This is a genomic window from Pacificoceanicola algae (assembly GCF_049341065.1).
GTDB lineage: Bacteria > Pseudomonadota > Alphaproteobacteria > Rhodobacterales > Rhodobacteraceae > Pacificoceanicola.
The window spans coordinates 330,334-352,228 of the sequence record NZ_JBMPIX010000002.1; the positions used below are offsets into that span (position 1 = coordinate 330,334).

The following is a 21,895-nucleotide window of genomic DNA, read 5'->3' on the forward strand; positions in this document are numbered from 1 at the left end:
CTCACTTTGCGCCGGGCATGATTTCCCGGCGAAACATTTGCGGATCGAGCCCTGCGAGATCTGCCAACTTGTGCGGTTCCAGCACGCGAATGTCCATGTGATCCGTCAGCTCCAGAATGCCTGCGCGCGATAAACGCCGCGTCGTACGGCAAACATGAACCGAGGACAAACCCAGAAAATCGCCAAGCGCCTGCTGGGTCAGCGGGACATGAAAAACCTCGCCGCAACGATCCCCGAGACGAATGCAGAATTCGACAAGGGCATGGGCGACGCGCATCTCGGCCGAGCCCTTGCCAAGCCGTAGGGTCCGTTCCGCACGGCGGCTGCGCACGGCTGCCTCGGTCGCATAGACCAGCTGGGCCAGGGGCGGCAGGTCGTGCAACAGGGCCGACCAGACTGGCAGGGGAATGACAGCGGCCACCCCGTCGGTCTGGGCCTGAACATTGAAAATCGCTGTCCGGCCATCGCCTGCAGTCGGCTCGACGATGTCATTGTGCATGGCAAAGTCCAGGATCTGAACCTGCCCGGTGTCCAACGATTTCGACAGCGTCAGCCAGCCGTCCAGAACGCAGACCACGAAACTCCAGTTTTCGCCTTCATGCACGAAATGCGCGCCTTTTTCGAAGGCGCGCAGATGGCGTTGCAATGCGTCCTGCCAAAGCCGTTTCTGCGACAGGTCTGCGGTTGAGGATAAAAGGAAAGACTCCTCAAGAAACGTGGCCCGGTCGTTCAAGTTCGATTGCATTGTCAAGTTTCCCAACCTTTGGCCACAGCCTAGACGGCCTTGCGGGCGGCGTCCACAACCCCAAACGCTCGGGCGTGTTTATGCCAAGATTGGCTCGATCAGATCTTCGTCATCCTGGGCTGCTTCGGCGGCGCTTTCGATGTCGAACGAAGCGCCTTCCACCATCATGGCCTGAAGGGCCGTCGCCCCCGCCGAGGCATCATAGGTTTCGGTATATTCGGTCGAGATGTATTCGCGCATCAACCATTCGTCGTAGGCATCTATCAGCGACCCGTCGCTGCCAAAAACCTGCGGATCAAAAGCCGCGTATTCAAGGAAGGCGCTGCGCACCTCGTCCAATTCCGCGCCTTCGATATTCTCTTCAAAGCCCCATGTAGCATAGCCATAATAGCTGGTCAGGGTGTAATCCGCGTTATAGTCGCTGGCAGCATCCGCGGCAAAAAGCGAGGCGTGCACGTGGTCGGAATGCTCCAGATCCGTGTGCTCACTTTCGTGGTCCTGAATATGGATGTGATCTGGTTCGTGCAGATCCATGATTCCGGTGATTACGCTGCTCAGATCGTCGGCGGTATAGGTCGCGGCGCCATCCACTGTGTTCACGTCCGGGATCGTGCCATCCCAAAGCTTTTCAAGGCTTTCAAAGCCATAAGTCTCCGAGCCCGTGCCGTTGAAGCCGTCGGGCACACGCAGGAAATACAGCCGCACATCGGGCTGGCTGGCCAGATACGAGCTGTGGACATCATAGCTTTGCCCGTCATTTTCGATGGTGACGATCTCATCAACCCAATCACTTGGGTCGACCCCGGCCATTTCGGCATAGGCGGCCTTTTCGCCATCTTCGCGGGCGCCCCAATATTCTTCACCCAAGGCGAAATCCCCGGCTGTGATATAGATGGTCGTCACCGGCCCGCCGGACTCGATCTCATCCATCAAGGTGGGGTTCATGAACAGAAGGTCATCATCCTGATGGGCGACGATGAACATGTCTCCGGCCCCGGTGATCGGCGGTGTGGGTGCAGGGGGATCAACTGGATCGACCAGATCAACAGGGTTCGGTTCGTCCGCTTCATCCGGCGGATCAACCGGGTCTTCGGGCAAAGGATCGCCAAGGACAGTCAGGTCACTCACCGCACCGATCAAGGGCGTGTCGTCCGGCCAGTTGGATTCACCAACTAGCATGTTGGCGCGCGGCTCATCGGCAGGTATGACGCCCTGCGCCTCAGCCAGTAGAACGCCATCCTTTTCGATCCACATCATGCCGTCGGGATCGACCCCGGTGGTCCATGTGGCGCTTTCGCCCTCGACGATCGCGCCCTCTGCGACCACCCGGTAAACCTGCCCGTCCTGCCAGATTTCCAGCATCATGTCCGAAGTGTTCTCGACTTGACCGAGGATGATGTTGTTCGTCGCCGGACCGTTACCAAAGTCATAAACGCGTTGCCAATAGCCCCCCATAACATCGTCAAATCGCGCAGTTACCTCGATTTCAAAGGCACCGCCGATCTGTCCGGGCGTGGCTGGATCGCCGGGATCGGCAGGCGGTGGCACAGGAGGGTCGATCGGCTCTACCGGTTCCCCGCCCAGATTGGTGATCGTGAAATCGACGATCTCACCGTCAAGCGTACCGCCTCTGCTCCAGTCGGTCTGACCGATCAACTGGCTTTCCCGTTCGATATCCATCGGCAGGACGGCCTCGGATTCAACAATGATCTCATCGCCTTCGCCGATCCACATCGTGCCGTCTTGATCAACGCCAGCGGTGAAATTCTGCACCTGTCCTTCGATGAGCGCATCTTCGGCCACCAGTCGATAGGCCACCCCGTCCTGAAAGATGTAGAACAGCAAGTCATTGCTGTTTCCGTATTGCATCAAGCTGATGTTGTTGCTGCCCGTGGGCGTGCCAAAGTCAAAGACCGTCTGCCACGCCTCGCCCGCAAGATTGTCAAATCGCACCGCCACATCCAGCCGGAAAGCGCCATCGATGTCTGCGCCGTCATAGGACGCCAAAGGATCAATCGGGGGCATTGCAGCTCCTGTTGTCGTCTTTGTGCTGAACACGGTCGGGAAAAAGCCCGCCGCAACCAGAGACCACCACAAATTGCAGGAAACTCAATAATCTTGGCCTGCGCAGTGGCCAAAGCGCGGGCAATCAATACCTTAGGTTGTAGTAAACAACGAAGGTCAGAGGTAACGTAACCTTTTCCGGTTCCCAATAGGAAAAGCTGCGTTTCCAATCATGCGTCAATCCGGATCTATTCCCGTTATCAAAGGCTTACCCAAGGAAAGCTTGAATCTCGGAAACCCAACTTCTGCCACAATGGGCTGAGCCGGGACTTCGATTTCGCCCGTAAGCCAAGCCGCCAATGATTCGCGTCAGTTTCTATCAACCGGGCGCGACCGCATCCTGCGGGCGGTTTCGCGCTCGGCCCGTTTGCAGCGCAAGGGCGGCAGCTCGCGGTCCATCAGCGCCATGTCTTCCAGCACCATATCGCCCATCTGCTTGAAGGCGACATCCAGAGCGCCGGCGCGGTGGGCCGAGCGTAGAAATCCCCGAAGTCGGCGCACCGGGTGATCGGCGGGCAAGGGCTCTTGCGGGAAAACATCGCTGGCGGCCACGATATGACCGCTTGCCACCGAGGCCATCAGCGCATCGAAATCCACCACATCAGCGCGGGACAGCAGCAGGAACGCGGCGCCCGGTCGCATCTTTGCAAACTCATCCGCCCCGAGGAACGCACGGTTTTCGGCGGTGACAGCAGCCATGACAAACACGAAATCCGACGTGCCAAGAACTTCATCCAGCGTGGCGGGGGCAACCTGATGATCGCGCAGGATCGAGGGCGGCAACCACGGATCAAACACCTTCACCTTGCAACGAAACCCCGCCAGCAATCGGTTGAGCGCCCGGCCCAGATCGCCAAATCCGATAATGCCCACCTCCGCCCCGCTCAGCAGCCGCGAAGCCGCGTTGCCGTCGCCGCCCCACTGCTCATTTCCGCGCTGGAAATCGGCATCCGCCGCGCTGATCCCGCGCGCCAGATCAAGCGCAAAACCAAGCGCGATCTCGGCCACCGGCAGAGCAAAGACGGCGCCGGTGGTCAACACATGGATGCCGCGCGCAAAGACCTCCTCATATGGCATATTGTCTATCAGGTTGGATTCCACGTTGAGCACCGCGCGCAGCGATGTCATGCGCGCCAGAACATCTGAGGAAATCGGCGGCTGCCCCAGCACATAACGCGCCGCCGCAAGGGTCGCGTCGCCCAGATCACCCAGCCGTTCACCATCAACCTCGCGCAGGTCATAGCGCGCGTGTAATTCTGCCAGCGCCTCGGGCGTAAAGATCAGATCCAGGCTGCGTGGTTCGGGCGCGCAAAGGATCAGCGGTTTGGTTTCAGTCATCGGCTCCCCCGGTTTTCAAGCAGAATGGCGCGAAAGCCATGCGGGGTATATCCCCATCTTGGCTTACCTGGCTGACTCGGGCAGGATGGCCTGAAAAACAGGACACCTCATGACCCTTCAGGACAACGCCCGAACCTTGGTGCAAAAGATCACCGCCCTGCCCGCCCAAGACGGGCGTATGATGATCGCCGTTGCTGGCCCGCCCGGCTCTGGCAAGTCCACATTGGCTGAGCTTGTGGTCGAACAGTTGTGCGATCTGGGAAAGGCCGCTGTTCTGATGCCCATGGACGGGTTTCATCTGGACAACCGGCTGCTGGAACCACGCGGGTTGCTGCCGCGCAAGGGCGCGCCCGAAACCTTTGACTACGGCGGATTGGCCAGCGCTCTTGCCCGCATCCGCGCCGGGGAGACCGTTTTGATTCCGGTCTTTGACCGATCACGCGAAGAGGCCATCGCAGGCGCCGCCGAGATTGGCCCGGAAACCGAGATCGTCGTGGTTGAGGGCAACTACCTGCTGCTGGACGAAGCGCCTTGGCGCGCGCTTGCGCAGTACTGGGACCTTGCCGCCTTTCTCAGCGTGCCGATGGAGGAACTGGAGCGAAGACTGATCGCGCGCTGGCTGTCCTTTGGCTTTGACGATCAGGCCGCTGCGACCAAGGCACGCGCCAATGATCTGCCAAACGCCCGCCGCGTAAACGAAGCGGTTCACGCGGCGGATATAGTGCTGGAATAGCCTGCGCCTATTCAGGCTGACAAATCTCGCCGCGCGTTGCGGCCAGCATCGTGCGCCCGATCAACCCCACAACAATGGCCAGCAGCAGCGCAAGCAGCGCGCCGCCCAGCATGTCATGCCCCGCCGATCCCGCCAGCGCACCATAGCGCAGCGTCGCGATGGTCAAGGCGGCGACAGGAAAGCTCAGCGCCCACCACGACAGCGCGAAAGGCAGCCGTGCAAGGCTGGGCACCTGCATCGCCACAATGCCCGCAAAGGCGATGGACCCATAATACAGGATGCGCGCAAAGGCATCGAGCTGCCCACCGTTCAGTTGCAGCCATGCCAGAAAGCCCACCGCAGGCGGCGCGATCAGGATCACCAGCGTCGGATAAAGCCGTCCGGGCAAAGGGTCATGAAAGATCAGCCGGTTCATCACCAGTGTCAGCAGCACGATCCAAAAGATCAGGCCGGTCGCAAAGAACAGCCACGACAGCTCAATAAATCCCAAAGGCACCCCTGCGACCGGGGCCACCACATTGCCCACGGCCGGAATGAACCACGCGGGCGAGATGTGCATCGGCTGAAACGGTCGGCGCCCGATCCAACCCGATAGCACGGCAAGGAACAACACCGCCTGCGCTGCAGCTCCGATGCTCCAGACCACCACCGCAGCCTGCCCGAACTCGGCCCGCAGCGCCGTCGCAATCAGCATGAGAGAGATCGAGATCGCCGGGAAGAACGCCAGCTTGACCGGGTGGTTCCATTCGCCGGCGATGGCACCGGGATGGCGCAATGCCTTGATCCCATACAACACCGCCAACGCAGCAAAATCCACAATCGTCACCCATAGCGCAAGGTTTGAGGCCCGGTGCCCCCAGCCAAAGCGCGTCTCGGCCAGATGCAGCGCCAGGGTCAGGCCAGCAAGCCCCATGACGGTGGCAAAGAAGGTCACGGGAAAATGTGCGAGTCGCGGTTCAGTCTGATGAAGGGTCGCGTCGGTCATGATGGGCCTTTGGAGTCAAATACACATTGCATTTTTGCAATGTGTCTATATCCCCCGCGTTGACGCAGATCAAGCGGCGGCCAGCATTTCACGGCAAAGCGCATGGCAATAGCGGCGCCCTTCTGCAACGCGAAGCGCCCAGTGGCGCATCGTGCAAAGGACGTACCGAGCAAATATTGCGTATCAAGACCGTGTTGTGATCCGCATCACTTGCTGAACAGGAAATGCAGGACGTCGCCGTCCTTGACCTCATAGCTTTTGCCCTCGGCACGCATCTTGCCCGCATCCTTGGAGCCTTGTTCGCCCTTGCACGCTATGTAGTCGGCAAAGGCGATCGTTTCGGCGCGGATAAACCCCTTTTCGAAATCGCCGTGGATCACACCAGCCGCCTGAGGCGCCAGAGTGCCCGCTTTGATCGTCCAGGCGCGGGCCTCTTTCGGACCTACGGTAAAGTAGGTTTGAAGGTGCAAGAGCTCGTAACCGGCGCGGATCAAGCGATCGAGGCCCGCCTCGTGAAGACCCAGTTCCTCAAGGAATTCATTGGCTTCTTCGGCATCAAGCTGGCTGATTTCTTCTTCGATCTTGGCGGAAATCACAACGTGGGAATTGCCCTGCGCCGCTGCCATCTCAGCCACCTTTTCGGACAGGGCATTGCCGCTGGCGGCTTCGGATTCGTCAACGTTGCAGACATAGAGCACGGGTTTGGAGGACAGGAGTTGCAGCATTTTCCACTGCTTGGCATCCTCTTCGTCAACTTCGACAACGCGAGCAGGCTGGCCGTTTTCCAATGCCGCAAGGGCCAGCTTCATCAGGCGTTCCTGCTGAACCGCCTCTTTGTCGCCGCCGCGCACCTTGCGCACGATATTCTGCAGACGTTTCTCAAGGCTCTCGATGTCGGCGATCATCAGCTCGGTTTCGATGGTTTCAGCGTCGGCCACGGGATCGACCCGGCCATCGACATGGGTCACGTCGTCGTCTTCGAAACAGCGCAGCACATGGGCGATGGCGTCGACCTCGCGGATGTTGGCAAGGAACTGGTTGCCCAGCCCTTCGCCCTTACTGGCCCCCTTCACGAGACCCGCGATATCCACAAATGTCATGCGTGTCGGGATGATCTGTTTCGACCCGGCAATCTCGGCCAGCGTATCAAGGCGCGCGTCTGGCACGGCCACCTCACCGACATTGGGCTCGATCGTGCAGAAGGGAAAGTTTGCCGCCTGCGCCGAAGCCGTCTTGGTCAGCGCATTGAAGAGCGTCGACTTGCCCACGTTGGGAAGCCCCACGATGCCCATTCGAAAACCCATAATCCGCGCTCCTAAGCCTGAATAAGTCGCGCGCTGTCTAGTCCCGCAAGGCTTCGCGCGCAAGAGCAGGTTCAAGCGTGGCAACGCCAACCGTCCAGAAGCGCCAGGCCAGCGCCACCGCCGCCACCGCAAGACCCAGCGTCAGGCCCAGCCAGATGCCGACGCCGCCAAAGCCAAGTGCAATGCCAAAGACCCATGCGGCGGGCATGCCGACGCCCCAATAGGCAAAGGCCGCGGTGATCAGCGGGACACGGGTGTCCTGTAGGCCGCGCAGCAGGCCCAAATGGATCACCTGCGCCGCATCAACCAGCTGAAACAGCGCGGCCATGGCCAACAGCCCCCGGCCCGCGGCGATGATGTCGTCCCGGGCCGGGTCGTTCTTGTCCAGAAAGGCGCCGAGCAAAATATCGGGGATCAATAGGAAGGCGGCGATGGAAAAGGCGACGGCAATGCCGCCCATAACGATCACCACCTTGGCGCCAACCGCCAGATGCGCCGCGTCCCTACGCCCAACGGCATTTCCGGCGCGTATGGTGGCGGCATTGGACAGCCCCAACTGGATCATGAAAGTCCCAGTCGCGATCTGGATCGCAACCCCATGCGCCGCCAAGGGGATCGTCCCGATCCAGCCCATCAACACGGCGGATCCGGCAAACAGCGCGGCCTCGGCCAGCGTCGTCAAACCAATCGGCAGGCCCAGCGCAAAGACCCGGCCGAACATCTCCCAATCCGGGCGCCAGAACCGGACAAAGATCTGGTGGTCAGGCAAGAGCCGCAGGGCATAAAGCACCACCAGCGCAAAAGCCGCAGTATTCGAGACGGTCGAGGCCAGCGCCGCCCCGGCAATGCCCATTTCCGGCGCGCCCCAGTGCCCAAAGACAAAGCCGTAGTTGGCAAAACCGTTGACCACCGCCGCCGCAATCGTGACCCACAGCACGACGCGCGTAAACTCTAGCCCGGCAAGGTAATTCTTGAAGCACATCACGCCCAGCGCGGGCAGCATACCCCAGCCAGCGATGCGCAGATAGGTCTGCGCAAGAAGGGCACTTTGTTCGGGTTGTTTTAACAGCAGCAGGATCGGACCCGAAAACCAGAACAGCGGCATAACCGCCGCAAAAAACAGGATCGACCACCACAAGGACATGCGTGTCGCGCGGCGAATTTGCACCTCGTCCCCAGTGGCGGCGAAGGTGGCGACCATCGGCATGATCGCCCAAGCAAAGCCCGCCCCCAGCAGGAACAGCGTAAAGAAATACGAGGCCGCCAGCGTCAGCGCCGCCAGTTCCGGCACGCCATACCAGCCCATCATGACAGTATCCGTCAAGCCAATGGCGAATTGCGCCAAATGCCCGCCGACCATCGGCAGGCCCAGCGTCAGTATGGCCCGGGTGTGCCCGGCAATGCTCATCTGTGTGTGCGACATGGCCACGGGGATATGCGCGGCATCTGTTTCGGGCAAGCCCTCTTCACGACCTGCCAGAATGACGAAACGGCAGCCAAGGGGCCGCCGCTCGTAGGTTTGCACTCAGGTTCGGGTGTCAGGCACCGGCCTTGCGATTGCCCGGATGCAGCGCGGTGCCAAGGATATGGTCGGACCGGTGGATTACATGCCCTGCCCCGCCGACGATCATTGGATCGGGCAGTTCGGCAATCGTATGATCCTTGCCCGGGTAATCCAGTGTCGCAAGGAAATGGCGCATGCAGTTCAGACGCGCGCGTTTCTTGTCATCGGATTTCACCACGGTCCAAGGCGCATCGGCGGTGTCGGTGTAAAAGAACATCGCCTCTTTGGCTTCGGTATAATCGTCCCATTTCCCAAGGCTGGCCTTATCAATTGGCGAAAGCTTCCACTGTTTCAGCGGATCATGCTCACGGCTTTCGAACCGGGTGCGCTGTTCGCTTTGCGTGACCGAGAACCAGTATTTGTAAAGCCGAATGCCCGACCGCACGAGCATCCGCTCAAAATCCGGGGTCTGACGCATGAATTCGAGGTATTCGTTCGGCTCGCAGAACCCCATGACGCGCTCGACACCGGCACGGTTATACCACGACCTATCGTACAACACGATTTCGCCTTGCGTGGGCAGGTGCTGGATATAGCGCTGAAAGTACCACTGGCCGCGTTCCTCATCCGTCGGCTTGTTCAGCGCGACGACGCGGGCAGTCCGCGGGTTCAGGTGCTCGGTAAAGCGCTTGATGGTGCCACCCTTGCCCGCCGCATCACGGCCTTCGAAAAGCAGCACGAACTTTTGCCCGGTCTCTTGCGCCCACAGCTGCACTTTCAGCAGCTCGGCCTGCAACTGGGCCTTTTGCTTTTCATATTCGCGGCGCGACAATTTTGTCCTGTAAGGGTATTCACCGGTCTCAAACGCCCGGCGAATTTCGGCCGGCGTGGGCGCGGGCGCCACATTTGCAGCAGACGGCTCTGCCGTGCTGACCACCGTTTGGTCATCCGTACCTTTCTTGGCTTTCGCGGCAGCGTCGGCTGTTTGGGCAGAGGTAGATGTCATGCGCTTTTCCTTTTTTCAATGATTTGCGCAAGTCTACCTTTTTCCACCCTACTCTACCTTGACCAGAGTCAAACGGCGCTGTGATCCCGGCCTTATCCGGGCAAGACATCCCGCCAGCTGTGGTTCGGCGCGAATCCCAACATCCTTTTGGCCTTGCGGTTGCAATACATCGTTTCATTGCCCGACATCTCGCGCTTGAGCGGAACGCCCTCGTAGAACTGCGCGCGCACCTCTTCGTTGCTGAGGCCGACAGAGAGATCGTCGTTCGAGACGTTGAACACCTCATAGCCCAAGCCGTCATTTTTCAGGCAAAGCTCGACCATCTGGCCAAGGTCGCGCACGTCGATATAGGCAAAGATGTTGCGGCGCCGCAGGCTGGCATCCGCCATGTAGGCCGGAAAGTTCGCGGCATATTCATGCGGCTCGATCACGTTGTTGATCCGCAGACCGTAGATATCGATGCCCGAGCGCGCCTGAAAGCTTCTCCCGGCGATCTCGTTGCAGACCTTGGACATGGCATAGGCGTCTTCGGGCACAGTCGGGTGATCTTCGTCCACCGGGATATAGGCGGGCTTGCGCTCTCCATCGGCGAAACAAACGCCATAGGTCGTCTCGGAACTGGCAAAGACCACCTTGGGGATGCCCAGTTTCACGGCAGCCTCCATGACGTTGTAGGTGGACAGGGTGTTGACCCGGTAGGTTTCGCAATCTGGCTGAATCAGGATACGCGCCAGCGCCGCGAAATGCACAACGGCGTCGAATTTCGGCACACCTGTGCCGGGCTCAAGCTCGGAAAAATTCGCATAGCCGGACAGCGCGCTGAAAACCTGCCCGGGATCGGTCAGATCAACAATCAGATTGTCCACCCCGTCAGCCTCAAGTGGCTGCAGATCGAGGTTCAGCACGGTGTGCCCTTTTGCGGCCAACATCGGCAAGATGTGCTTGCCCGCCTTGCCACTTCCTCCTGTAAACGCAATGCGCATCTTATCCTCCTTGTGCATCGGCCATTGATTTTCCCCCGCGCTTCCGGCAACAGAGCAAAAGCACGCAAGAGGGATCACCATGACACGTATCGACGCCACTTTCGCAAAGCTGAAGGCGGAAGGAAAGAAAGCATTCGTTTCCTATATCATGGCGGGTGATCCGGACATCGAGACATCGCTTGCGGTGATGAAGGGCCTGCCAGCGGCAGGTGTCGACATCATCGAGCTGGGCGTGCCCTTCACCGATCCGATGGCCGACGGCGAAACCATCCAGCTGGCAGGCCAACGCGCACTGGAAGGCGGGATGACGCTGGAAAAGACCTTGCAGATGGTTCGGGATTTTCGCGCGAGCGACAATGACACGCCGATCGTGCTGATGGGCTATTACAACCCGATCTATAACCGCGGCGTGGACAAGTTTCTGCTCGACGCTCAGGAGGCCGGGATCGACGGGCTGATCGTCGTAGACCTGCCGCCCGAAGAAGATGACGAGCTGTGCATTCCGGCGCAAAAGGCCGGGCTCAACTTTATCCGTCTGGCCACGCCTACGACCGATGACAAACGCCTGCCCAAGGTGCTTCAGAACACCTCCGGCTTTGTCTACTACGTCTCGATAACCGGGATCACGGGAGCCGCCGCCGCCGAGGCCAAGGACGTCGGCCCCGAGGTTGCGCGGATCAAAGCCGCCACCGATATTCCCGTGATCGTCGGGTTCGGCATCCGCACACCGGAAACCTCGCGCGATATTGCCAGTGTGGCAGATGGCTGTGTGGTCGGGTCGGCCATCGTGTCAGAAATTGCTGCGGGCAAACCGGTCGATCAGATCCTGTCGTTCGTCAAATCATTGTCTGACGGCGCGCATTCCGCCTGACCCGCGCATTTGCCGCCGTTTGAGAAGCTGCATTTTGACCCGACGTCCAATTTGCATCCCATGTTCGAGGGCCGCGCATAGCAAAGCAGGTGCGCCATAGTGCGCGCAAGCATCTCGCGGCGCACGGGTTTGGCAACGTGGGCGTCAATACCTTGACGCAGATAGTCCTGCACCTGATGGGTCATGGCATTGGCTGTCAGCGCAATGATTGGGACACGCGGCAATCCGCGCGCGGCCTCGAATTGCCGGATAAAGCCGGCCGCCTCAAGCCCGTTCATTTCGGGCATGTTGACGTCCATCAAGACCAGATCAAACGGTTCGGCGCAATGTGCGGCGACTGCCGCCGCGCCATCCCCGACCATCACAGGGTCGATCCCGTAACGGCGAAGCATAAGTCGGACCACCTGCTGATTGGTGAGGTTGTCCTCAGCCGCAAGAATGCGCCACGGTTGGCCAGCGAGCACCAATTCGTAATCGCAATTGGATTGCTCGGTAACTGCCTTGTGTGCCGGCGCGTCCTTTGCCGTTAGCGTGGCCAGAAACTCGGCCCCGCCGCCGTCGCGCGGACGGTGGACCAAGTCGCCCCCCATGAGGCGGCAAATCTCGCGCGCGATGGCCAAGCCCAGCCCCGTCCCGCCAAAGCGCCGGGTGATTGACAGGTCTGTCTGCGAAAAGGGCTTGAACAGCGATTTCTGACCCGACACCGTTATGCCGGGTCCGGTATCCGCAACAAGGCAGTTGGCCATCCCGCCGCCGATCCAGAGGCGCACGTCGATTGCCCCCTCGGCAGTAAATTTGAGCGCGTTGGAAAACAGGTTGCTGATGACCTGCCGCAACCGCGTCGGATCCCCGGTCATGAGTCGCCGCGCGCTGTCGTCGATATGCAAGGAAAACCTCAGGCCCTTTTCCCGCGCTTTCAATGCAAACAATTGATGCAGGTCTTCCACCAATTTCGGCAAATCAAACGGGATGTCCTCGATCTCCATCTGGCGAGCTTCGATCTTGGTCAGGTCAAGAATGTCGTTGAGCAAAGACAACAGCGTATCGCCCGAGGACTGCATCAGGGCGGCCATTTCGGCCTGTTCCTCATTCAGTCCGCTTTCGGCCAGCGCCGCGCCCATCCCCAGCAAGCCGTTCAACGGCGTGCGAATTTCGTGGCTGATCATCGCCAAGAAGGCGCTTTTTGCCTCGCTGGCATTCTCGGCCTCGACTTTGGCAGCTTCCAGGTCCGTGGTCCGGCGCTGCACCTCTTGTTCAAGATGCAAAGCCTGTGCGCGCAATTCCACATTGGCGTCATAAAGCGCACGGGTCTTGGCCTCGAGAAGAGACTCCACTTCCTTGCGGGCCGCGCGCTCCCGCTCGTATCGGCGCCGCGAGACATGCTCGGACGGCTCATGTGGTATGTTCATTTTCAAGGATCAGGCATCCAATCGGATCAGAAAGGTCGCGGCGTGGCCTTCACCTTCCAATTGGCGCGATTGGCGGACCTCTCCAGACCGCCCGAAATGGTCAAGGCAGGCCTCGATCAAGCCATGGCAAAAGGCCACCATCGGGCGGGACGATTGATACCGCATCAGCAATTCGCGATCGCTGCGCCATTCGGTGGCAAAGCTGGGCAGTTCAGCATCCGGGTATAGTTTGCGCACCTCCACATGCACCTGGTCTTCGATCGCGTCCAACATTTCAAGCGCCGTTGCTTTGCCCCGGAAAAAGTCCGGGTATCCAGTGGCAAACCGTTTGAGCATCCAATGGCCCAGTTGGCGTTGCAGTTCGTCGCCGGAAATTCCTGTCTTGGCGCTAATTGCGCCAACGATCTTGAACAGATCGCGACAGGGGTAAGAGCCAACTGCGGAATACGCCCCATCATTTTCAAGATCGAGCTCATCCAGGATTTCGTCGACCGCGTCTTCTCCCAAGGTTGCTTCGGCCATTTCAAGCAATTCAGTGAAAACCATGCCCTTCACGGCAACCTCCCTCTTCGGCGCATGTCTTTCCCCTTAGTCCAAAGCTATGAATCCTCGCTTAAGGCCCCTGCGCGCCAAGGACACATTGCGGTTATCCGCAAATATTGGTAATGCAACCTTACCAATTTACAGAACATGCGAGTCCCGCCATGCCCGTCATCACCGAAATCGAGGATCTCAAGCGCATTTACCGCCGCCGGGTTCCCAAGATGTTCTATGACTATTGCGAGTCCGGAAGCTGGTCTGAACAGACCTTCCGCGAAAATTCGTCAGATTTCGACGAAATCTATCTGCGGCAACGGGTTGCGCTGGATATGGCGGGCCGGTCGACCAAGACGCAGATGATCGGACAGGATGTCTCAATGCCTGTCGCGCTGGCCCCGGTCGGGCTGACGGGCATGCAGCACTATGACGGCGAGATCAAAGCCGCCCGCGCCGCCGAAAAGTTCGGCGTGCCATACTGTCTGTCCACGATGTCGATCTGCTCTATCGAGGATGTGGCGACGAACACCTCCAAACCCTTCTGGATGCAGGTCTATACGCTGAAAGATAACGATTTCATGCAGAACCTCTTTGACCGCGCCAAAGAGGCCAAGTGTTCGGCGGCGGTGATCACAGTTGATCTGCAACTGCTGGGGCAACGCCATAAGGATCTGAAGAACGGGCTGTCCGCCCCACCGAAACTGACGCCGAAATCGATCGCCAACATGATGACCAAGGTGCAGTGGGGCCTTGGCATGTTGAAAACCAAGCGCCGGTTCTTCGGCAATATCGTCGGCCATGCCAAGGGCGTGACGGACCCGTCCTCGCTCAGCACCTGGACGGCGGAAAGCTTTGACCAATCGCTGAACTGGGACCGCATCCGCGAATTCCGCAAGATGTGGGACGGCCCGCTGATCATCAAGGGGATCATGGACCCGCGTGACGCGCTCGAAGCCTGCAATGTCGGGGCCGATGCCATTGTCGTGTCCAACCACGGCGGGCGCCAACTGGACGGCGCGCTGTCCTCGATCCGCGCGCTGGAGCCGATCGTCGATGCCGTAGGTGACAAGATCGAGGTACATATCGACAGCGGCATCCGGTCTGGTCAGGACGTGCTGAAAGCCACTGCGCTGGGGGCCAAGGGCTGCTGGATCGGGCGCGCCTATGTCTATGGTCTTGGCGCCATGGGCGAAGCGGGCGTGACCAAATCGCTGGAGGTCATCCACAAGGAGCTGGACACATCCATGGCGCTGACCGGCCATCGCGATATCAAGACAGTGGATCGCGATATCCTGATGGTGCCCAAAGGGTTTACCGGCGACTGGTCCTGAAGCTGCTCAGGAAATACATTGGCGCGTCGCCCCGGCGGCGCGCTTTTGTTTTGCCCGGTTCACTCCTGCAACGGATAGCGATCCGGCTCGGCAAAGACGTCCATGACAAGGCTGCCGCCTTTGACCTTGGCGGAATGCGGAACCCCGGCAGGGATGTCCCAGCTTTCACCGCGTTTGTAGCTGCGCCGAACACCGCCGATGGTCAGCTCAATCTCGCCCTCGATCAAGGTTCCCCATTGCGGACCATGGCTGTGTTCGGGCAGGTCGAGGTCCTTGTGAAAGGTGAAATAAACCACCAGCGCCTGGTCCGAACGGACCGCATTGGCAGTGACGATATCCTCTGGAACCGGCAGAGCCAGTTTGGGCAATGCGCGCATGAATTCTGGATAGGTCATGGGATCTCCCTTCGATGTGATTTCGGGATGCCGTCGGCCCCCGGTAATCCGAGTTTCATCAATGCGAAGGCGCAGTGTACCAGACCGCAGCCGGCTGCGGGATAAATACCTGATTGAGCGGCAGACGATCTTAGTGCCGATTGCTCCGCGTCGACCACGGCACCAGCACCACCGGGATCAGCGCCAGCGCGATGGCCATCGAGGTGAAGGACACCGACAGCCCGTAGCCCTGCGACAGGAATCCCATCATCGGCGGGCCAATGAAGAACCCGGCATAACCCATGACGGCCACGCGGCTGATGGCCATGGCCTTTTGGCCCGATGGCGTCAGGCGGCCCGCCAAGGCAAAGGCCATCGGCGCCACAACCGACACCCCTAATCCCAGCATCGCAAAGCCAAGGTAGCCAAAGGCCAGCCCCGGCCCCCAGGCCGCAACCAATGCGCCCAAGGCCGCCAACCCTGCCGCAATGCGCAGCACAACCGGCTCAGCCAGTCGGTGCGACAGCGCCTGCCCGGAAAACCGCCCAGCCGCCATCGTCAACCCAAGGATCGCGGGCCCAAGCGCCCCCTCGGCAGCACCTGCCCCGTGGTTGCGCTCCAGATGCAACGCAGACCAACCTTCGGTCGCCTGCTCGGCCATGAACCCGATCAGAACGATCGCGCCTATGGGCAGCAGCATGGCCCACGGCAGGCGCACAGGGCCTTTGGCCCCATCCTCAGCGTCGCTCTCGGAGACCGGGGCCGCCAACATCACAACCGCCAGCGCCACGATCACCAGACCAAGCAGGATATAGGCCTGCAACGGGGTCCAGCCTGCTTCGCGGGCAATGCCCCCAAAAATCGCGGCGATCGCATAGAACAATGAAAATACGCCATGCGCCAGATTCATCAGCGGGCGGCCATTCGCGGCTTCGAGAACGGAAATCCGGGCGTTCATGGCAACGTCCATGGACCCGGCCCCGATCGCCGCAAGCGACATCGCCAAGGCAAAGACGCCCCAGCCCGCCGCGCCCCCGGCCAAAAGGAACCCGCAGACCATGATCGCCGAAAGAATCGGCATGGTCCAATTGCGCATAAACCGCTCCATGTAGGGCGCGGCCCACATGGCGCCAAAGGCCATGGCCGCGCCAATCAGCATGGCCGTCCCAAGGCCGGAATCGCTGAGACCAGCCTGCGATTTGATCGCAGGCACCAAAGCGGCAAAGCTGCCCCAAGCCAACCCTTCGGCGACAAACGCGGCCAAAGGACCGCGGGCGAGATAGATATCTTTCAACATAAGCCCGCATCATTCACGGCTTTGCCGCCGTGTCGATCCAATAAAAGCCACCGGATATCAGATGGTACCCGGCGAATCTCCTTGCCAAAACGGGCAATCCGGTTTACGCGCACGGCTTCACGCGGGGTGACAGCCTTGGAGGCACCCTGCCCTAGACATATTGGAGAATTACTATGGCTGGAGAGATTCCTGATCTCGTAGCCCAGGAACGGACGGGGACAGGCAAGGGCGCCGCTCGTCAGGCACGCCGTGATGGCATGGTTCCGGGGATCGTTTTTGGTGGCGAAAGTGACCCGCTGCCGATCAACATTCCGTTCAATGTGCTGCTCAAGCACCTGAAAGCCGGTCGCTTCAAATCGACCCTCTTCAACCTGCAGGTTGAAGGTCAGGAAGACGTGCGCGTGATCTGCCGCGATGTGCAGCGTGACGTTGTCAAAGACCTGCCGACCCATGTTGACCTGATGCGCCTGCGCCGCACCTCGAAGGTGGACCTGTTCATTCCGGTCGAGTTCCTGAACGAAGAGACCGCGCCCGGCATCAAAAAGGGCGGCGTTCTGACTGTTGTTCGCCCCGAAGTCGAACTGAACGTGACCGCTGGTGAGATCCCCGAGAAGATCACCGTCGATCTGGCAGGCCTGAACATCGGCGATATCGTCCACATCAGCGACGTGACGCTGCCCGAAGGCTCCAAAGTAACCATCGACCGTGACTTTGTCATCGCCAACATCTCGGCCCCATCGGGCCTGAAATCTGCTGGTGCAGACGAAGATGAGGCAGAAGCCGAAGTTGAAGAGGGCGGCGAGGAGTAATTCCTTTCTCCCTTGGCGACAGACAGAAACCCCGGTCCAAAAGGCCGGGGTTTTTCGTTGACCAAGAGCCAACGACCAGCCTAGCGTCCCGGCTGTGACAGATATGATAGACAATCCTCAGATCGCGCAAAGCTTTGCGGCCTTTCCTGCGCCTGCACGCGCGGACTTGCTGCGCCTACGGTCATTGATTTTCGAAACGGCGCGAGCGACGCCCGAGGCCGGCACTGTGATCGAAACCCTGAAGTGGGGACAACCGGCGTATCTGCCGAAACGCCCACGAACCGGATCGACCCTGCGGCTGGGCGTACCGAAAGCCGGCGGGTTCGCGCTTTACGTCCATTGCCAAAGCCGACTTATCCCGGATTTCCGGGCACTTTTTCCAGATGACTTTCGCTATGATGGCACAAGGGCTGTGATCTTTCACGATGGTGATACGCCGGACAACCACAAGCTGGCTTTGCTGATACGCGCCGCCCTGACCTATCACCTGAAATAGGCGGCCTTGGTCCGGCAAGGCGTTTCCAATCGGGTGCAAGATGCTCTAGAACGTGCTGAAACCACGTTTTTGGGGGCACCTTTGCAGATCTTCGTAGGCCTCGGCAATCCCGGAGCGAAATACGCGCGAAACCGGCACAACATCGGCTTTATGGCACTGGACCGGATCGCCGAAGACCATGGCTTTGGTCCGTGGAAGACAAAATTTCAGGGCCAGATCGCCGAAGGGCGGCTGGGCGGCGACAAGGCGCTTTTGCTCAAGCCCGAAACCTTCATGAACCTCTCGGGTCAATCGGTCGGTGAGGCGATGCGGTTTTACAAACTTGAACCCGGCGATATCACGGTCTTTCACGACGAGCTTGATCTTGCGCCCGGCAAATGTCGGGTCAAGATGGGCGGCGGGCATGCGGGTCACAACGGGTTGCGCTCGATCCACGCCCATATCGGCGAGGCCTACCAAAGGGTGCGGCTGGGTATCGGTCATCCCGGCCGCAAGGAACTGGTCGCGGCTTATGTTCTGCACGATTTTCACAAGGCAGACGAAGACTGGCTGGACGATCTGCTGTGCGGCATTTCCGATGGGGCCAACTATCTGGCCGAGGGCGATACATCGCGTTTTCAAAACGCCGTTGCGCTGCGCACGGCCCCCGCGCGATCCTCCAAGTCCACCAAGCCGGAAGAAGCCCCCGCGAAACCTGCGCCCGAGGCCACAGAGCCCGCACAGGACAACCGCAGCCCGTTGCAAAAGCTGGCCGATCGGTTTCGATGAGCGCGCGCATGTGGAAACGCATTGGTAAGGGATTTGTCCTACTCCTGTTATTGATTGCAGCAATGGCGCTTTGGAAACGGGAGGAATTGCAGCGGCTGAACGCCGTCAACACGCTCTTCTCCGAAGAGAAGATCGTTTATAATTTCAGCCACATGGACAGACTTTTTAACGCTGTTCCCATACCCGTTGAAGGCGTGCCAACACCCCTGCCTCATGGAAGGCCCATTGCGCTGCCAGACGATTGGCAGGATTGGCAGGAGCGGCGCGCGGTCACCGGGGTGGTGATATTGAAAGACGGCGCAGTTGTGCACGAAGCCTACCGTCTGGGCACCAAAGCCGAGGATCGTCGTATCTCGTGGTCCATGGCCAAAAGCTATTTGTCCGCGCTTCTCGGGGTCTTGCTCGACAAAGGTGATGTAGACAGTCTCGATGATCCCGTCACCCAATATGCCCCCGAATTGATCGGTAGCGCCTATGACGGCGCCACAATCCGCAATGTGCTACAGATGTCGTCGGGTGTTGAATTCGACGAAGACTATCTCGACTTCTGGAGCGACATCAACAAGATGGGCCGCGTTCTTGCGCTTGGCGGCTCAATGGACGGATTTGCCGCGGGATTGGATCAACGCTATTCGGAGCCGGGCACTCATTGGCATTATGTCTCGATCGACACCCATGTTCTGGGGATGGTGGTGCGCGGCGCGACAGGCAAACCCCTGCCCGATCTGATGGCCGAGTTCATCCTGACGCCGCTGGGCACATATGCAGATCCCTATTTTGTAACAGATGGTTACGGCGTGGCCTTTGCCTTGGGCGGTTTGAACCTGACCACCCGAGACTATGCCCGTTTGGGCGAATTGTTCCGGGGCAAAGGCGCATTCCAAGGTCGCCAGATCGTGCCGGCAGATTGGGCGGTTGAAAGCACACGTCCCTCGGCGCCGACCGCGACAGGCGCTTTGAAATACGGCTATCAATGGTGGATACCCGAAGACGCCCGCGAAGGCGAATTCATGGCGCGAGGCGTTTATGGCCAGTACATTTATATTGATCAGTCTAGCGGCACAGTGATTGCCATAAATGCAGCCGACCGGAACTTTCGCGACAAGGATGCCTTTTCGGACTCGTTGCAGATGTTCCGGCGGTTGGCACAAATTTTGGAGGCAAGGTGATGCTTGAGAAAGATCCAGAGATCAACGTGTTGGGCGGACAACTTGAAGTCTGCGGAACCGCCCCGGTGACGGGCTTTTTTCGCGACGGGTTTTGCAACACCTGCGCAGATGACAGCGGCAGCCATACGGTTTGCGCCGTGATGACGGCCGAGTTCCTGGCCTATTCGAAATACGTCGGGAATGACCTGTCGACACCCCGCCCGGAATATGGCTTTGCCGGGTTGAAACCGGGCGATCGCTGGTGCCTGTGCGCCGCGCGCTTTCTTCAGGCGCATGACGAAGGTTGCGCCCCCAAAGTTCATCTTGCCTCAACTCATCAAAGGGCGCTGGATGTCGTGTCGATTGATGTTCTCAAAGAGAATGCTTTGAAATCAGACTGATCGCGAGAATGCATTATAAGTGTTACCTTCTGAGGAATGTCGGCATAATAATCGAAATTATTGTTCGATATATGCAATATCGAGACACTGGAAACCTCTGTAAAAACGATGGGTAAAGCAAAAGCTACTTAGGCTTGGCACAGTTCATCGCGCTCGAAAACAAAGTGATGGATCCACTTTCTTGCCACTTAAAAAGGCCCAGAGAGCAAAATCTGACTATATACCCGATCTATCCTCAGACTTATCAACAAAGCCTTTGGAAATCGCGCATTTCCAAGCAGCAGCTTGAAGGCCCCCCGGGCGCGCCTGATTGCCTTCCGACGTCGACCGGTTTCGCCCATATTTCGGCAAAGAAACGAACAGGTTAGACGACACCATTCACAGCATTGCCGGCCAATCCCTACCCGCACAGCCCTACGCGTCCTGTTGCGGGACCGTTTCGACAAAGATTGTTCATCTCAGATGAGTTGCCCGCCGCCTTATTGCGCCGCGATCTCGGCCACCGTGTCGTCCATCAGATCTTCGATGAAAAGCGACAAGAGTTGAGGACGTCCCGAGACCCCTGCCTTGCGGTAAATCGCGTTGCTTTGCGCCTTGACCGTCCCTTCGGATGTTGCCCGCATCCTCGCGATTTCCGCAACTGACAGACCCTTGATCGCAAAGAGAGCGACGTCGCGCTCGGCTGGCGTCAGCCCCCATTCGTCAAAGCGTTCAGCCAGGACCTGCATGAAGGCCCCGGAGGCAAGGCGCAGCGTCTCTTCGGCAGCGCGTTGACGGCGCCGCGCCCGAAACAAGAGCGAGGCATTGGCAACAACCCCAAGGTTCAGGCCAACCACAGCGCCGATCTCGACAAGTTCGTAATAGACCCACGCGATGGGCCGCGTCTGGATACCGAAAAGACTGGTCAGAATGTTCCACAACAGGAAAAGCCCGCAGACAAGCTGCAACGCCATCAATGGGCCGATGCCAATCCAAGGTCTCACAGGATGCGGGCTGCCTTTGGGTCAGTCATCGTCGCCCTTGTCGTGCCCACCGCCGTCATCATGGCTTTCACCGTCGCTGCTTTCGTTGTCATCGCTGCCATCGTCGCTGGAGTGGTCATCATTGCTGTCATCGCTACCGTCGTCACCACTGTCATCGCTGCCGTCGTCACCACTGTCATCGCTGCCGTCGTCACCATTATCATCGTCACTCGTGTCCGAACTGTCGCTGGCATCTTTGCTGTCAGAGGCGCGATCAGAACTTGAGCTGTCGGATGCGTTCTGCGTGCCAGTATAAAGGTAGTCGCGCAGGATGATCCCAGTCGAAGGATTCAGCACGATTTCGCGCCGCCCCATCGAGCCGCTGGCAAGTATCCGCACGCGACCAAGCAAGGTGCGGCGCACTCTGATGTGCGAATAGCCCTGGCTCTTGAGTTGAGCGATCACCTGATCCTGCGAGGTCTGAGCACAGGCCGCTTGACCGGTCAGGACCAAAGCCGCGATGCTCGTCATCAGGAAAGCTCTGCGCTTCATTTCCAAAACTCCTTGGGGCCTTTGCCGGAATGGCAAAGGCCCGTGTCGATCAAACTGTAGTTCTGATCAACGGTGGTCGTCACTTTCGTTGTCTTTGCCGCCTTTGTCATGGCTTTCGTGATCGCTGCTGTCGTCGCTGCCGTTATCGTCCGACCCGCTGTGGTCGTCGTTGCTGTCCGAGCCGCTGTGATCGTCGCTGCTGTCGGAACCGCTGTGATCGTCGCTGCTGTCGGAACCGCTGTGATCGTCGCTACTGTCGGAACCGCTGTGATCGTCGC

23 protein-coding genes are annotated in these 21,895 nt (G+C 59.3%); 8 read left to right on the forward strand and 15 right to left on the reverse strand.

Annotation, left to right across the window (positions count from 1 at the left end; genetic code table 11):
• Position 1: 1 nt before the first annotated feature.
• From ACOYQJ_RS04155 to ACOYQJ_RS04165, 3 genes are all read right to left on the reverse strand, one after another.
• Positions 2-745, reverse strand: coding sequence for a Crp/Fnr family transcriptional regulator (locus ACOYQJ_RS04155; protein ID WP_422904742.1), 744 nt, complete (start codon positions 743-745; stop codon positions 2-4).
• A 78-nt stretch (positions 746-823) separates the two neighbouring features.
• Entirely contained in the window at positions 824-2,770 is a 1,947-nt protein-coding gene (locus ACOYQJ_RS04160) for a PIG-L family deacetylase (protein ID WP_422904743.1), read from the reverse strand.
• Positions 2,771-3,118: 348 nt separating this feature from the next.
• Positions 3,119-4,147: a hydroxyacid dehydrogenase gene (locus ACOYQJ_RS04165; protein WP_422904744.1), complete on the reverse strand. Its 1,029-nt coding sequence runs from the start codon at positions 4,145-4,147 to the stop codon at positions 3,119-3,121.
• A gap of 109 nt (positions 4,148-4,256) precedes the next feature.
• On the opposite strand from ACOYQJ_RS04165, the gene ACOYQJ_RS04170 reads away from it, so the two are divergent.
• Complete coding sequence (locus tag ACOYQJ_RS04170; RefSeq protein ID WP_422904745.1) at positions 4,257-4,880, forward strand: nucleoside triphosphate hydrolase; 624 nt, start codon at positions 4,257-4,259, stop codon at positions 4,878-4,880.
• Positions 4,881-4,887: 7 nt separating this feature from the next.
• Here the strand turns inward: ACOYQJ_RS04170 and ACOYQJ_RS04175 are convergent, their stop codons facing one another.
• From ACOYQJ_RS04175 to ACOYQJ_RS04195, 5 genes are all read right to left on the reverse strand, one after another.
• The gene (locus ACOYQJ_RS04175) at positions 4,888-5,865 is read right to left on the reverse strand and encodes an SLAC1 anion channel family protein (RefSeq protein ID WP_422904746.1); all 978 of its coding nucleotides are present in this window, start codon (positions 5,863-5,865) and stop codon (positions 4,888-4,890) included.
• 206 nt (positions 5,866-6,071) lie between these two features.
• Entirely contained in the window at positions 6,072-7,169 is a 1,098-nt protein-coding gene (gene ychF, locus ACOYQJ_RS04180) for a redox-regulated ATPase YchF (RefSeq protein WP_422904747.1), read from the reverse strand.
• Positions 7,170-7,206: 37 nt separating this feature from the next.
• On the reverse strand, positions 7,207-8,577 hold the full coding sequence (locus ACOYQJ_RS04185; protein ID WP_422904880.1) for an MATE family efflux transporter: 1,371 nt from the start codon (positions 8,575-8,577) through the stop codon (positions 7,207-7,209).
• A 130-nt stretch (positions 8,578-8,707) separates the two neighbouring features.
• Positions 8,708-9,679 carry a polyphosphate kinase 2 gene (gene ppk2 / locus ACOYQJ_RS04190; RefSeq protein ID WP_422904748.1) on the reverse strand — a complete coding sequence of 324 codons (972 nt, stop codon included), beginning with the start codon at positions 9,677-9,679 and terminating at the stop codon, positions 8,708-8,710.
• A gap of 92 nt (positions 9,680-9,771) precedes the next feature.
• Entirely contained in the window at positions 9,772-10,662 is an 891-nt protein-coding gene (locus tag ACOYQJ_RS04195) for an NAD-dependent epimerase/dehydratase family protein (RefSeq protein WP_422904749.1), read from the reverse strand.
• Positions 10,663-10,741: 79 nt separating this feature from the next.
• On the opposite strand from ACOYQJ_RS04195, the gene trpA reads away from it, so the two are divergent.
• Entirely contained in the window at positions 10,742-11,533 is a 792-nt protein-coding gene (trpA, locus tag ACOYQJ_RS04200; protein ID WP_422904750.1) for a tryptophan synthase subunit alpha, read from the forward strand.
• On the opposite strand, the gene ACOYQJ_RS04205 is transcribed toward trpA, so the two are convergent.
• Entirely contained in the window at positions 11,482-12,942 is a 1,461-nt protein-coding gene (locus ACOYQJ_RS04205; protein ID WP_422904751.1) for an ATP-binding protein, read from the reverse strand. The two genes, trpA and ACOYQJ_RS04205, sit on opposite strands and share 52 nt — an antisense overlap.
• A gap of 9 nt (positions 12,943-12,951) precedes the next feature.
• Positions 12,952-13,488: a heme NO-binding domain-containing protein gene (locus ACOYQJ_RS04210; RefSeq protein ID WP_422904881.1), complete on the reverse strand. Its 537-nt coding sequence runs from the start codon at positions 13,486-13,488 to the stop codon at positions 12,952-12,954.
• 158 nt (positions 13,489-13,646) lie between these two features.
• Here ACOYQJ_RS04210 and ACOYQJ_RS04215 point away from each other — a divergent pair, with 158 nt between their 5' ends.
• Positions 13,647-14,810: an alpha-hydroxy acid oxidase gene (locus ACOYQJ_RS04215; RefSeq protein WP_422904752.1), complete on the forward strand. Its 1,164-nt coding sequence runs from the start codon at positions 13,647-13,649 to the stop codon at positions 14,808-14,810.
• 59 nt (positions 14,811-14,869) lie between these two features.
• On the opposite strand, the gene ACOYQJ_RS04220 is transcribed toward ACOYQJ_RS04215, so the two are convergent.
• Both ACOYQJ_RS04220 and ACOYQJ_RS04225 read right to left on the reverse strand, forming a co-directional pair.
• Positions 14,870-15,205 carry a cupin domain-containing protein gene (locus tag ACOYQJ_RS04220; RefSeq protein WP_422904753.1) on the reverse strand — a complete coding sequence of 112 codons (336 nt, stop codon included), beginning with the start codon at positions 15,203-15,205 and terminating at the stop codon, positions 14,870-14,872.
• A 130-nt stretch (positions 15,206-15,335) separates the two neighbouring features.
• Entirely contained in the window at positions 15,336-16,481 is a 1,146-nt protein-coding gene (locus ACOYQJ_RS04225; protein ID WP_422904754.1) for an MFS transporter, read from the reverse strand.
• Between the two features lie 173 nt (positions 16,482-16,654).
• Between ACOYQJ_RS04225 and ACOYQJ_RS04230 the strand changes: the two genes are divergently transcribed.
• The 5 genes from ACOYQJ_RS04230 to ACOYQJ_RS04250 all read left to right on the forward strand — a co-directional run bounded on the left by ACOYQJ_RS04230 (position 16,655) and on the right by ACOYQJ_RS04250 (position 20,103).
• The gene (locus tag ACOYQJ_RS04230) at positions 16,655-17,290 is read left to right on the forward strand and encodes a 50S ribosomal protein L25/general stress protein Ctc (protein ID WP_422904755.1); all 636 of its coding nucleotides are present in this window, start codon (positions 16,655-16,657) and stop codon (positions 17,288-17,290) included.
• 103 nt (positions 17,291-17,393) lie between these two features.
• Positions 17,394-17,786 (forward strand): DUF1801 domain-containing protein, encoded by a 393-nt coding sequence (locus ACOYQJ_RS04235; protein ID WP_422904756.1) that lies wholly within the window; start codon positions 17,394-17,396, stop codon positions 17,784-17,786.
• A gap of 81 nt (positions 17,787-17,867) precedes the next feature.
• Complete coding sequence (pth, locus tag ACOYQJ_RS04240; RefSeq protein WP_422904757.1) at positions 17,868-18,554, forward strand: aminoacyl-tRNA hydrolase; 687 nt, start codon at positions 17,868-17,870, stop codon at positions 18,552-18,554.
• 8 nt (positions 18,555-18,562) lie between these two features.
• The gene (locus tag ACOYQJ_RS04245; RefSeq protein WP_422904758.1) at positions 18,563-19,723 is read left to right on the forward strand and encodes a serine hydrolase domain-containing protein; all 1,161 of its coding nucleotides are present in this window, start codon (positions 18,563-18,565) and stop codon (positions 19,721-19,723) included.
• Positions 19,723-20,103 (forward strand): DUF2237 family protein, encoded by a 381-nt coding sequence (locus ACOYQJ_RS04250; protein WP_422904759.1) that lies wholly within the window; start codon positions 19,723-19,725, stop codon positions 20,101-20,103. Before ACOYQJ_RS04245 ends, ACOYQJ_RS04250 begins: the two co-directional genes overlap by 1 nt.
• 479 nt (positions 20,104-20,582) lie before the next feature.
• On the opposite strand, the gene ACOYQJ_RS04255 is transcribed toward ACOYQJ_RS04250, so the two are convergent.
• The 3 genes from ACOYQJ_RS04255 to ACOYQJ_RS04265 form a co-directional block, all read right to left on the reverse strand.
• A complete protein-coding gene (locus tag ACOYQJ_RS04255; RefSeq protein WP_422904760.1) occupies positions 20,583-21,056 on the reverse strand; it encodes a helix-turn-helix transcriptional regulator in 474 nt (157 codons plus the stop codon).
• Positions 21,057-21,107: 51 nt separating this feature from the next.
• Positions 21,108-21,617 carry a hypothetical protein gene (locus ACOYQJ_RS04260; RefSeq protein ID WP_422904761.1) on the reverse strand — a complete coding sequence of 170 codons (510 nt, stop codon included), beginning with the start codon at positions 21,615-21,617 and terminating at the stop codon, positions 21,108-21,110.
• Positions 21,618-21,683: 66 nt separating this feature from the next.
• A partial coding sequence (locus tag ACOYQJ_RS04265; RefSeq protein WP_422904762.1) for a hypothetical protein occupies positions 21,684-21,895 on the reverse strand: 212 nt, incomplete at its 5' end.

What these genes read in the sequence shown, in the direction of transcription:
- ACOYQJ_RS04225 (WP_422904754.1), bottom strand. Translation starts at nt 16,481, where the DNA reads ATGTTGAAAGATATCTATCTCGCCCGCGGTCCTTTGGCCGCGTTTGTC.
- ppk2 (WP_422904748.1), bottom strand. Translation starts at nt 9,679, where the DNA reads ATGACATCTACCTCTGCCCAAACAGCCGACGCTGCCGCGAAAGCCAAG.
- ACOYQJ_RS04165 (WP_422904744.1), bottom strand. Translation starts at nt 4,147, where the DNA reads ATGACTGAAACCAAACCGCTGATCCTTTGCGCGCCCGAACCACGCAGC.
- ACOYQJ_RS04195 (WP_422904749.1), bottom strand. Translation starts at nt 10,662, where the DNA reads ATGCGCATTGCGTTTACAGGAGGAAGTGGCAAGGCGGGCAAGCACATC.
- ACOYQJ_RS04260 (WP_422904761.1), bottom strand. Translation starts at nt 21,617, where the DNA reads ATGAAGCGCAGAGCTTTCCTGATGACGAGCATCGCGGCTTTGGTCCTG.
- ACOYQJ_RS04175 (WP_422904746.1), bottom strand. Translation starts at nt 5,865, where the DNA reads ATGACCGACGCGACCCTTCATCAGACTGAACCGCGACTCGCACATTTT.
- ACOYQJ_RS04185 (WP_422904880.1), bottom strand. Translation starts at nt 8,577, where the DNA reads ATGAGCATTGCCGGGCACACCCGGGCCATACTGACGCTGGGCCTGCCG.
- ACOYQJ_RS04205 (WP_422904751.1), bottom strand. Translation starts at nt 12,942, where the DNA reads ATGAACATACCACATGAGCCGTCCGAGCATGTCTCGCGGCGCCGATAC.
- ACOYQJ_RS04235 (WP_422904756.1), top strand. Translation starts at nt 17,394, where the DNA reads ATGATAGACAATCCTCAGATCGCGCAAAGCTTTGCGGCCTTTCCTGCG.
- ACOYQJ_RS04160 (WP_422904743.1), bottom strand. Translation starts at nt 2,770, where the DNA reads ATGCCCCCGATTGATCCTTTGGCGTCCTATGACGGCGCAGACATCGAT.
- ACOYQJ_RS04250 (WP_422904759.1), top strand. Translation starts at nt 19,723, where the DNA reads ATGCTTGAGAAAGATCCAGAGATCAACGTGTTGGGCGGACAACTTGAA.
- ACOYQJ_RS04245 (WP_422904758.1), top strand. Translation starts at nt 18,563, where the DNA reads ATGTGGAAACGCATTGGTAAGGGATTTGTCCTACTCCTGTTATTGATT.
- ACOYQJ_RS04230 (WP_422904755.1), top strand. Translation starts at nt 16,655, where the DNA reads ATGGCTGGAGAGATTCCTGATCTCGTAGCCCAGGAACGGACGGGGACA.
- ACOYQJ_RS04220 (WP_422904753.1), bottom strand. Translation starts at nt 15,205, where the DNA reads ATGACCTATCCAGAATTCATGCGCGCATTGCCCAAACTGGCTCTGCCG.
- ACOYQJ_RS04210 (WP_422904881.1), bottom strand. Translation starts at nt 13,488, where the DNA reads ATGGTTTTCACTGAATTGCTTGAAATGGCCGAAGCAACCTTGGGAGAA.
- ACOYQJ_RS04170 (WP_422904745.1), top strand. Translation starts at nt 4,257, where the DNA reads ATGACCCTTCAGGACAACGCCCGAACCTTGGTGCAAAAGATCACCGCC.
- ACOYQJ_RS04155 (WP_422904742.1), bottom strand. Translation starts at nt 745, where the DNA reads ATGCAATCGAACTTGAACGACCGGGCCACGTTTCTTGAGGAGTCTTTC.
- ACOYQJ_RS04215 (WP_422904752.1), top strand. Translation starts at nt 13,647, where the DNA reads ATGCCCGTCATCACCGAAATCGAGGATCTCAAGCGCATTTACCGCCGC.
- trpA (WP_422904750.1), top strand. Translation starts at nt 10,742, where the DNA reads ATGACACGTATCGACGCCACTTTCGCAAAGCTGAAGGCGGAAGGAAAG.
- ACOYQJ_RS04255 (WP_422904760.1), bottom strand. Translation starts at nt 21,056, where the DNA reads ATGGCGTTGCAGCTTGTCTGCGGGCTTTTCCTGTTGTGGAACATTCTG.
- ychF (WP_422904747.1), bottom strand. Translation starts at nt 7,169, where the DNA reads ATGGGTTTTCGAATGGGCATCGTGGGGCTTCCCAACGTGGGCAAGTCG.